Source organism: Arenimonas sp. GDDSR-1, from assembly GCF_025980345.1.
Taxonomy (GTDB): domain Bacteria; phylum Pseudomonadota; class Gammaproteobacteria; order Xanthomonadales; family Xanthomonadaceae; genus Arenimonas.
The window spans coordinates 1-10,264 of sequence record NZ_JAPDUI010000063.1 but is presented as its reverse complement, the minus strand read 5'-3'; the positions used below and the strand labels follow the sequence as shown (position 1 = coordinate 10,264).

The window sequence follows — 10,264 nt, the reverse complement described above, 5'->3', positions numbered from 1 at the left end:
GTGTTCGACGGCAGCATCACCGATTTGTACATTCCGAAAAAGAAATAAGGTATTCCGGAAAACAGAAAAGGCGCTTCGGCGCCTTTACTTAAATCAGCACAACCCAGCACACCGCGCACACCACCAGCACGCTGACGATATCCAGCCACAGGCCTTCGCGCAGCATGTCCTTGCTGGTCACGAAGCCCGAGCCGTAGGCGATGGCATTCGGCGCCGTGGCCACCGGCAGCATGAAACCGATGCTGGCGGCCATGGCCGCCGGAAGCATCAGCAGGGCGGGTTCAATGTTCAGGCCTTTGGCGGCGGCGGCCAGAATCGGCATCAACAGCACCGCGGTCGCGGTATTGCTGGCAATTTCGGAAAGCAAGACCACGCAGGCGATGATGATCACCATCATCGCGAATACGGGAAGGTGCCCGTAGGACGCCAGTGAACGGCTGATGGCATCGCTGATGCCGCTTTCCTGGAAGGCCGTGGCCAAAGCGATGCCGCCGGCGAACAGCAGCAAGGCGCCCCAAGGGATGCGCATGGCCGCATCCCAGGTCAGCAGGGGTTCCTTTTCGGCATTGCCCGAGGGCACGAGTGCCATCAGCGCCACCGCCAGCAAGGCAACGCTGGCATCGTTGGCGCCGGGCAGATGCAGCCATTCGCTCCAGCCGCCGAAAGGCGCGGCGCGGGTGACCCAAGCCAGAGCGGTCAGTCCGAAAACCGCCAGCACCCGCTTCTCGGCAGTGCTCCACGTGCCCATTTCCGGCAATACCGCCGCCGGACTGTGCTTCAGATTCCGCGACAGGCCGAAGGCCAGCACCGGCAGCAGAATCAAGAGAATCGGCACGCCGACCCGCATCCAATCGCCGAAGTCGTAAGCCGTGCCGGTCGCCTGCTGGTATTGCTGCATGAATACCAGATTCGGCGGCGTGCCGATCGGCGTGCCCAAACCGCCGATACTGGCGGCATAGGCAATGGCCAGCACCAGGGGTGTGGCCAGACGCGGATCTTTGTAATGTTCGATGACCGCATAGGCCACCGGCAGCATGATCAGTGTGGTGGCGGTATTGGAGATCCACATGCTGATCAGCCCGGTGGCCAGCACGAAGCCGAAAATCAGGCCCCGCCCGGATTTCCCGCCGGCCGCGCGCACCATGGCATAGGCCAGACGCCGGTGCGCGCCGGAGCGTTCCAGCGCCCGCGACAGCATGAAGCCGCCCATCAGCAGCAGAATGAGTTCATTGCCGATGCTCTGCGCCACCTGCTTGGCATCCAGAATGCCGAGTACCGGCAGCAGGCCGAGTGGGAGAAGGGCCGTGAATGCCGGATCGACCGCCTCGCTCATCCACCATACGGCGCAAAGCACCGTCAAAGCCAGCGTGGCGGCGAAGGCAAACGGCATGCCGGAGGCCTTGGCCAGTGCATACGCGGCCAGTGCGGCCAAGGGGCCGAACCAGCAGAAAAAGCGGGAGATCGGGAGCATCGGGGCATCCGTGATTTTTAGCGATTATAATCGCCTGACCCTACAGGATGTCGCCATGCACCCATTGCCCCCGGAAACACCCGAATCTCTTGCCATGCACCGCCGTGCCCTGGCCGGTCTGAACGCCTTCATGAAAATGGAGTCGGCCGGCGGCATTGTGCTGGTCCTGGCCACGGTGGTGGCGATGGTGGTGGCCAACTCGGCGTTGGCGCCGGACTATCAGGCGTGGCTGGAAACCCATTTGCGCATCGGTTTCGGCCATCTGGCGCTGGACAAGTCGGTTTCGCATTGGATCAATGATGGTCTGATGGTGATTTTCTTCCTGATGGTCGGCATGGAACTCAAACGTGAGCTGGTCGAAGGCCAGTTTGCCGACCGGGCCAATATCACCCTGCCGGTGATCGGTGCGTTGGGCGGCATGGGGGTGCCGATGTTGATTTATGCCGGAATGAATGCCGGTGACCCGGCGGCGCTGCATGGTGTCGCCATTCCGGCCGCCACCGATATCGCGTTCGCACTTGGCATTTTGTCCCTGCTCGGCTCACGGGTACCGATGGCCTTGAAAATGCTGCTGCTGGCCATCGCCGTGGCCGACGATCTGGGCGCCATCCTGATCATCGCCGTGTTCTACACCGACCACCTGTCGGTGGTTGGTCTGGTGACGGCGCTGGCCTTGACCGGCATTCTGGCCACCATGAACCGGTTCAAGGTCGATAATCTGGGCTTGTACCTGTTCATCGGCTTCCTGCTTTGGCTGGCGGTGCTCAACTCCGGGGTGCACGCCACGATTGCCGGGGTCATCCTCGGCCTGATGATTCCGCTCGGCAAGGGCAGCAAGGACGGCTCCTCCGAGGCCTTGATGCATGCCCTGCACCCCTGGGTGGCTTTTGCCATCCTGCCGGTTTTCGCGTTTGCCAATGCCGGCGTGCCCCTGGCCGGTTTGGGCCTGAACGATCTGCTGGCGCCGGTCCCGCTGGGCATCGCCGCCGGCCTGTTTCTGGGCAAGCAAATCGGGGTTTTCGGCTTCATTTGGGCCTGTGTCCGGCTGAAAATCGCCAAATTGGACGATTCCATTGGCTGGTCCGCCCTTTTCGGCATGGCTACCCTGTGCGGTGTTGGCTTCACCATGAGCCTGTTTATCGGCTCCCTGTCTTTCGGTCCGGAGCATGTGGACTACCAGCTCAGCCACCGTATGGGCATCCTGGGCGGCTCCCTGCTGTCGGCCGTGGCCGGTTACCTGATTCTTCGGCGGGTCCTGCCGGGCCGGAAACCGGCCTGAGCCGGCCTCCGGGCAGCCACCATACGAGGGGGTATTGCGCTTTTCTAACGAATATTTAATACTGCATTAGACAAAACACTCTAATTGCCCGAAATGGCGTGCCGAGTGCTTGCCGTCGTGATGATTTTTGCAGCATGCGCGCCGCTCGGTAAAACGACTGAAAACGCGGATGATGCCGAAGATGCGGACTCCACATTCAACAATAAACTGGAAATACACCCATGAAGAAAATGCAACGTTTCGTGCAACGCTCGCCGCTCGCCGCGGCCGTCGCCCTCGGCCTGTTCGCGGCGCCGATGGCACAGGCTTTTGAATTCGAGAAAGGCGAACTGAAGGGTAGCCTGGACACCACCGTTTCCTACGGTATTTCCATCCGCGCCGAAGATCCGGCCGAAGGCCTGATCGGCAAAGCCACGATCAATCCGCTGATTGCGCTTCAGGGCCAGACCCTGCCGGGTCCGCTGGCCGGCCTGGGTTCGTTCCCGGGCTCCCAGGCACAGATTGATGCCCCGGGCCGCTTCTCCGGCAACCGTGATGACGGCAACATCAAATACGACAAGGGCGACGCCTTCTCGAACGCCTTCAAGGTCACCTCCGAGCTGGAAGTAACCTACCGCGACTGGGGCTTCTTCACCCGCGCCAGCTACTTCTACGATTTCGAAAACAGCGACCGCAACGATTTCACCCAGGCCGCCAAGGAAAAGGTCGCCAGCGACTTCCGTCTGTACGACGCCTTCGTTTGGAAGAACTACGCCATCGGCGCCAATGACGAAGTGTCCGGCACCATCCGCTTCGGTAAACAAGTCGTGAGCTGGGGCGAAAGCACCTTCATCCAGAACGGCATCAACGTGGTCAACCCGGTCGACGTCTCGCGCCTGCGCGTGGCCGGTGCCGAACTGAAGGAAGCCTTCCTGCCCACCAATATGCTGTTCGCCTCGACCAAGTTCAGCGAATCGGTGTCGATGGAAGCCTACTACCAGTTCGACTGGAAGCCGACCGAAATCGATCCGTCCGGCACCTACTTCAGCACCAATGACTTCGCCTCGCCGGGCGGCACCTACATCATGATCGGCTTCGGTACCGTGACCCAGCCGGTCTGGAACCCGGAAAAATACGCCGACACCTGCGTCATCGGCGCCCCGGGCACGGTTGGGGCCCAGACCAAGGTCGGCAATTCGGACCGCTTCGCTGAACTTGCGGCCATTTACGGTGCGCCGACCGCAACCGCCCTGCTGGCTTCGTCCTGCGGCGCCGCCGGTGCCCGCCTGAAAGACAATGAAGCCCGTGATTCGGGTCAGTTCGGTTTGGCGCTGCGCTGGTACGCCGAAAACCTGAACCAGACCGAATTCGGTTTCTACGCCATGAACTACCACAGCCGCCTGCCGCTGCTGTCGGGCCGTGCCGCCAACGTGATCCTGCCGGCGCCGGCCGCCAACTCGGCTGCGTTGATCGTTGAATATCCGGAAGACATCCACCTGTTCGGCGTCAGCTTCAATACCACCCTGCCGGGCGGTGTGGCTTGGCAAGGTGAAGTCAGCTACCGTCCCAACATGCCGCTGCAGCTGGACGACGTGGAAGTGCTGTTTGCCGGTTTGAGCCCGATCAACCAGGCGCTGGCCGCCGGCGGCGCGCCGAAGGCCGCTTATTTCTGCAGCCAGTTGCTGCCGGGCTGCACCTCGGTGGCTCCGGGTGCCTACGTCAAAGGCTGGCGCGAACATGAAGTGACGCAATTGCAGATGACCTTCACCAAGGCTTTCAGCTCGGTGCTCGGCGCCGAACAGATTGCCCTGGTCGGCGAGCTCGGCGGTACGCAGGTCAACCTGCCCGACAAATCGGTCATGCGCTATGAAGGTGAAGGTACCGATACCGGCGGCGGTTGCGATGTCGGTGACGTCGTCGCCGGACTGCCGGGAAGCGTGCTGTCGCAGGGCTGCCTGCGCAATCCGCTGACCCAGGTCGGCGGTTTCCCGACCAACTTCTCGTGGGGCTACCGCGTGGCCGCGCGTGCCGACTACAACAGCGTGTTCGGTTCGCCGGTCACCCTGTCGCCGCGCATCGCCTTCAACCATGACGTCAAAGGCATCACTCCTGGTCCGGGCGGCAACTTCCTGGAAGGCCGCAAATCCATCACGGTCGGCGTGGAAGCCAACTACCTGCAGAAGTGGGTGTTCGATCTGAGCTACACCGGCTTCAACGGTGCCGGTCAGCTGAACCAGATCTATGACCGCGACTTCTACTCGTTCTCCGTGAAATATTCGTTCTAACACTCCTGGGAGGGATTCTGAATGACTGCAACACATAAAAACAAAATGGCGCTGGCCGTAATGATCGGCGCCGGTCTTGCCCTGACTTCGGCAGCCCATGCCAAGGTCAGCGCGGACAAAGCGTCCCAGCTGGGCGGTTCCTTGACCCCGCTCGGCGCCGAGAAAGCCGGCAACGGCGGCGCGATTCCGGCCTGGACCGGCGGCATCACCAAGCCGCCGTCTGGCTACAAGACCGGCATGTTCCACCCGGATCCGTTCGCGGCCGACAAGGTCGAGTTCAGCATCACGCCGGCCAACTACAAGACATACGCCGGCAAGCTGTCGCCGGGCCAGGAAGCGATGTTCGCGAAGTACAAAACCTTCAAGATGAACATCTATCCCACCCGCCGTTCGGCATCCGCCCCGCAGCGCACCTACGACTTCACCAAACGCAATGCCACGCAATGCGAACTCATCGCCGGCGGCGAAGGCGTCAAGAACTGCGCCGAGGGCATTCCGTTCCCGATTCCGCAGAACGGCTATGAAGTGATCTGGAACCACAAGCTGAAGTACAAAGGCACTTCGTTCTCCCGCTTCGCCAATCAGGCCGCGCCCTCGGCTTCGGGTGCTTTCACGCTGACCCGCCTGCGCGAAGACGGTCTGGGCCTGTATTACAAGCCCGGCAATACCACCGAAAACATCAACAGCATCCTGCTGTACTTCAAACAGGAAGTGCTGGGCCCGGCGCGTCTGGCCGGCCAGGTACTGCTGGTGCATGAAAGCCTGAACTCGGTGGCCTCGCCGCGCAAAGCCTGGGTCTACAATCCCGGCCAGCGCCGCGTCCGTCTGGCTCCGAACGTCGCCTACGACAATCCGGGTACCGCCACCGACGGCCTGCGCACCAATGACATGACCGATATGTTCAACGGCGCCATGGACCGCTTCAGCTGGAAGCTGGTCGGCAAGCAGGAAATGTACGTGCCGTACAATTCCTACAAGGCCCACAGCGGAAACACCAAGGTCAAGGATCTGATCCGTCCGAACCATTTGAATCCGGACTATCTGCGCTATGAACTGCACCGCGTCTGGGTGGTCGATGCTACGCTCAAAGCCGGCCAACGCCACATCAATTCGCGCCGCACCTTCTATGTGGACGAAGACAGCTGGCAGATCCTGATGGTCGATCATTACGACGGCCAGGGCAAACTGTGGCGCTACTCGCAGGCCGACAGCATCAACTACTACGAAGTGCCGGTGTTCTGGGCCACGGTCGAGACCCATCATGACCTGAAGTCTGGCCGTTACATCGCCGGTCTGCTCGACAACGAAGACAAGCCGTTCAACTTCGGCTTCCAGAGCGCACCGAGCGATTACACCCCGCAGAACCTCCGCAACGAAGGCGTGCGTTGATCCAACCAAGCCGCGCCTTCGGGCGCGGCTTTCTTTGTGCCCATTCCCATCCGGGAGATCTCCATGGCTAATTGGCCGAAAACATCCTGGCGCCTCGTGGGCGCCGCCGCTTTGCTGACGGTGCCGTTCATTGCACTTTCGCTGGACATCGCCGAAGACGATCCGTCGGTCAGTGATTCCGAAATTCTCCCCAAGGCGGCCCACAGCCTGCTGCTCGACATTGCACGCACCGATGCGGGCTTTGTCGCCGTCGGCGAGCGCGGTCATGTCTTGCTTTCCACGGACGGCAAAACCTGGGAACAGGCGGCCGTGCCGACCCGGTCCACGCTCACCACCGTTTCCGCGCAGGGCGCGTCGGTGTGGGCGGCCGGCCATGATGGCGTCATCCTGTATTCCGCCGATGCCGGCAAGAGCTGGCAGCGTCAGCGCGTGCAGCCCTGGTCTCCGGACAGCCAGGAACTGACCAACGGTTCGCCGGTATTGGATACCCTGTTCACCAGCCCGACCGAGGGCTATGCAGTCGGTGCCTACAGCCTGCTGCTGAAAACCGAAGACGCCGGAAACACCTGGACGGCGCTTTCAGTCGGCGGCCACGCCGCGGCGGCGGTCGACATGACCGCCAGCGATACCGGCACCTTCGACGACAGCGCGCTCGAACTCGGCGCCGAATCCGATCCGCATCTGAATGCCATCGCCCGCACCGAATCCGGCACGCTGCTGGTCATGGGCGAGCGTGGCGCCGGGTTCCGTTCCGCCGACGGCGGCGCCAGCTGGAGCAAGCTGCGGCTGCCCTATGCCGGCTCGATGTTCGGACTGCTCAGTCTCGGCGGCGAGCGCGTGCTGGCCTTCGGCCTGCGCGGCAACGTCTATCAAACCGACAATGCCGGCGGCAGCTGGCGCAAGATCGAAAGCGGCACCGACATCAGCCTGATCGGCGGTACCGTAGGCACCGACGGCACGGTCGTGCTGGTCGGCAGCAACGGCACTCTGCTGGCGCGCCGCGCCGGCGAAGAAGCGTTCACCGCCAGGCACGTCCAGTTCGGTACCGGACAGACCCCTGCGCTTTCCGCGGCCGTCGGCACCGACAGCGGCTATCTGCTGACGTCCGATCTCGGCACCGTCAATACCACCGTTCAGTGAGGCTGATGTCATGAGCAAATTCGATCAACTCGCCGAACGCGTCATTTTCGGAAACCGTGCCCTGGTTCTGGCCGTATTCGTGCTGGTCACCGCGGCCATGGCCTTCTTCGCCAGCCAGCTGAAGGTGGATGCCGGCTTCAACAAGCAGGTGCCGCTGCAGCATGAATACATGCGCACCTTCACCGATTACCAGGCCGATTTCGGCGGTGCCAACCGGGTTCTGATCGCGGTCATGGCCAAGGACGGCAACATGTTCTCGAAAGAGTACATGGCCACCCTGGAAAACGTCACCAACGATGTCATCAATCTCGATGCCACCGACGATGCCAAGGCGCGTTCGCTGTTCACCCCGAACGTGCGATTCATCGAAGTCGTCGAAGACGGCCTGTCCGGCGGCAATGTCATTCCGCAGGACTTCACCCCGAACCTGGAAGGCTTCGAAGCCACCCCCGAACAGTTCGCGAAGATCAAGGGCAACATTGTCAAGGCCGGCATCACCGGCCGTCTGGTCGCCAAGGATTATTCGGGCGCGATGGTCTGGGCCGATCTGATTCCGGAAAGCGACGTCAATAAACTGGATTACCAGAAAGTCGCCAAGCAGCTGGAAGCGATCCGCAAAAAATACGAAAACGACAACACCAGCGTGCACATCATCGGCTTCGCCAAAATGGTGGGCGATATTTCCGATGGCGCGATGAGCGTTATCAAATTCTTCCTGATCACCATCGCGTTCACCTGGATCCTGCTGTTCCTGTATTCCAGCTCGGCCAAGCTGGCCTCGCTGACGGTTCTGTCGGCCCTGGTGTCGGTGGTCTGGATGCTGGGCGCGCTCAAGCTGATGGGTTTCGGCATCGATCCGATGAACATGCTGACGCCGTTCCTGATCTTCGCCATCGCCGTCAGCCACGGCGAGCAGATGATCAACCGCTTCCGCGGCGAGATCTTCTTCGGCGGTCTGGAAGACGGCACCGTAGAGCAGTTGCGGCTGAAGGCGCGGCATGCCGTCGACCCGAAAACCGCGGCCATCCGCAGCTTCCACGCCCTTCTGATTCCGGGCACCGTGGCCTTGCTGGCGGGCTGCATCGGTTTCGGCGCGATCATGGTAATTCCGATCCAGATGATCCGCGAGCTGGCGATCACCGCAACCGTCGGCGTGGCACTGACCATCGTGACCGATCTGGTGCTGCTGCCGATTCTGCTCAGCTACACCAAATTACGCAATCTCGACAAGAAACGCGAGTTCCGCCTGCGTCAGCTGACCCAGTTCGACAAGATCTGGGCCGCGCTGTCCAAGCTGTCGCGCCCGAAAGCCGCCGCAACCGTGCTGGCCATCGGCGCCGTGGTCTGGGCCGCTGCATGGTGGCAGGGCAACAAGGTGATGATCGGCGATGCCCAGCAAGGCGTGGCCGAGTTGCGCCCGGAAGCCCGCTACAACCAGGACGCGCGCCTGATCAGCTCCCGCTTCGCGCTCGGCGTGGACACCATGAACATCATCGTGGAAGCCGGTCCTTCGGCCTGCACCACCAGCTACAAAGCGATGGAAACCATCGACCGTTTCGCTTGGCACATGGCCAATGTCGAGGGCGTCGAACAGGTCATCACTTTGCCGATGGCGGCCAAGCAGGTCAATGCCGGCTGGAATGACGGCTCGCCGCGCTGGAAAGTGCTGCCACGCGATCCGGACACCCTGCGCCAGTCGACGCAGAGCTTCGAAACCGATTCGGGCCTGCTCAATGCCGACTGTTCGGCCATTCCTGTGACGGTGTTCACCAAGGACCACAAGTCGACCACCATCGACCGCGTGGTTGCCGAAACCAAGAAGTTCCGGACCGAGAACCAAGCTTACGAGGAAGGCTTCGCCAAGAAGCGCGACGCCGCCGTGGCCAAGGCCCAGGAAAACGGTGAAGAATACACCACCGACCAGGTCAACTTCCGTCTGGCCACCGGCCCGCTCGGCGTGCAGGCCGCCACCAACGACACCGTGCGCGAGAAAGAGCACCTGATCCTCTGGCTGCTGTACGGCGCGGTGTTCGCGATGTGCTGGATCAGCTTCAAGAGCTGGCGCGCAGCGCTGTGCGTCGCACTGCCGTTGATGATGGTGACCGAGCTCGGTCATAGCCTGATGGTGTATCTGGACATCGGCATGAAGGTCAACACCCTGACGGTGGTTGCGTTGGGCGTCGGCATCGGCGTCGACTACGGCATCTACATCTTCGCCCGCATGCGCGAGGCGATGAGCCACCGCATCGAGTTTGTGGCTGCCGACAAGGACCGCGATCGGACGGTGACTCCGGAAGAACTGCACGCGCTCAAGCACGGCCATCTCGAAGACGGCGGCGCACACCCGGATGCGCATATGGCAACCGCCGCGCACTTCGACGGTCTGGACCGCGATACCGACGGCCGTCTGACGCACAAGGAGTTCAACGAGGGCCAGGAACATCTGCGCACGCTTTCGGAGAGCTACTTCATCGCGCTCAAGACCACCGGCATCGCCATCTTCTACACCGCGCTGACGCTGGCGGTGGGCGTGGCCATGTGGATCTTCTCCGACCTGAAGTTCCAGGCCGATATGGGCATCATGCTGACCTTCATGTTCGTGGTGAACATGCTGGCCGCCATCGTGTTCCTGCCGGCGCTGTGCCGCTGGCTGCTGCGTCCCAAAGAGCAGGACAACTGGGTCGCGCATCTGTAATCAAAAGGGCCCGCAAGGGCCCTTTT

General features: G+C 61.9%; 6 protein-coding genes. 5 read left to right on the top strand and 1 reads right to left on the bottom strand.

Features of this window, described 5'->3' with window-relative positions:
- Positions 1–88: 88 nt before the first annotated feature.
- Positions 89–1,471, bottom strand: a complete 1,383-nt coding sequence (locus Q0W88_RS09175; RefSeq protein WP_297802571.1) for an SLC13 family permease — start codon at positions 1,469–1,471, stop codon at positions 89–91.
- Positions 1,472–1,526: 55 nt separating this feature from the next.
- On the opposite strand from Q0W88_RS09175, the gene nhaA reads away from it, so the two are divergent.
- The 5 genes from nhaA (at position 1,527) to Q0W88_RS09150 (ending at position 10,238) form a co-directional block, all read left to right on the top strand.
- Positions 1,527–2,750: a Na+/H+ antiporter NhaA gene (gene nhaA / locus Q0W88_RS09170; RefSeq protein ID WP_297802568.1), complete on the top strand. Its 1,224-nt coding sequence runs from the start codon at positions 1,527–1,529 to the stop codon at positions 2,748–2,750.
- A gap of 221 nt (positions 2,751–2,971) precedes the next feature.
- Positions 2,972–5,014 (top strand): DUF1302 domain-containing protein, encoded by a 2,043-nt coding sequence (locus tag Q0W88_RS09165; protein ID WP_297802566.1) that lies wholly within the window; start codon positions 2,972–2,974, stop codon positions 5,012–5,014.
- A 21-nt stretch (positions 5,015–5,035) separates the two neighbouring features.
- Complete coding sequence (locus tag Q0W88_RS09160; RefSeq protein ID WP_297802563.1) at positions 5,036–6,403, top strand: DUF1329 domain-containing protein; 1,368 nt, start codon at positions 5,036–5,038, stop codon at positions 6,401–6,403.
- A gap of 63 nt (positions 6,404–6,466) precedes the next feature.
- Complete coding sequence (locus Q0W88_RS09155) at positions 6,467–7,543, top strand: YCF48-related protein (RefSeq protein ID WP_297802560.1); 1,077 nt, start codon at positions 6,467–6,469, stop codon at positions 7,541–7,543.
- Between the two features lie 10 nt (positions 7,544–7,553).
- Positions 7,554–10,238, top strand: coding sequence for an MMPL family transporter (locus Q0W88_RS09150; protein WP_297802557.1), 2,685 nt, complete (start codon positions 7,554–7,556; stop codon positions 10,236–10,238).
- The last annotated feature ends 26 nt before the right edge of the window (positions 10,239–10,264 follow it).